Annotated in this window: 1 protein-coding gene; it reads left to right on the top strand. The window is 49.1% G+C overall.

From position 1 onward, the window contains the following. Positions 1 to 39 precede the first annotated feature (39 nt). Positions 40 to 332: PrpF domain-containing protein (locus ACTHSP_RS23215; RefSeq protein ID WP_440347143.1), on the top strand; the 293-nt coding region annotated here is incomplete at its 3' end.

Below are 332 nucleotides of genomic sequence, written 5' to 3'. Positions count from 1 at the left end.
CTGAAAAAACCATACTAGAAATACAAAGGAGAACTCGAAATGCCGCAAATTAAAATTCCAGCCGTTTACTACCGCGGCGGTACATCTAAAGGCATTTTCTTCAAACGTACCGATCTGCCGGCTGCTGCGCAGGAAGCAGACGAGGCACGCGACAAAATCCTCTTGCGCGTACTCGGCAGCCCAGACCCTTACGGCAAACAGATTGACGGTTTGGGTAACGCCAGTTCATCCACCAGCAAAGCCGTGATTTTGGACAAATCCGAACGCGCCGATCACGATGTCGATTATTTGTTCGGACAAGTTTCCATCGACAAACCTTTTGTCGATTGGAG

Source organism: Neisseria sp. P0001.S005, assembly GCF_051963715.1.
Note: the sequence above shows the minus strand (reverse complement) of the source record. Positions and strands in the feature narration are given on the sequence as shown.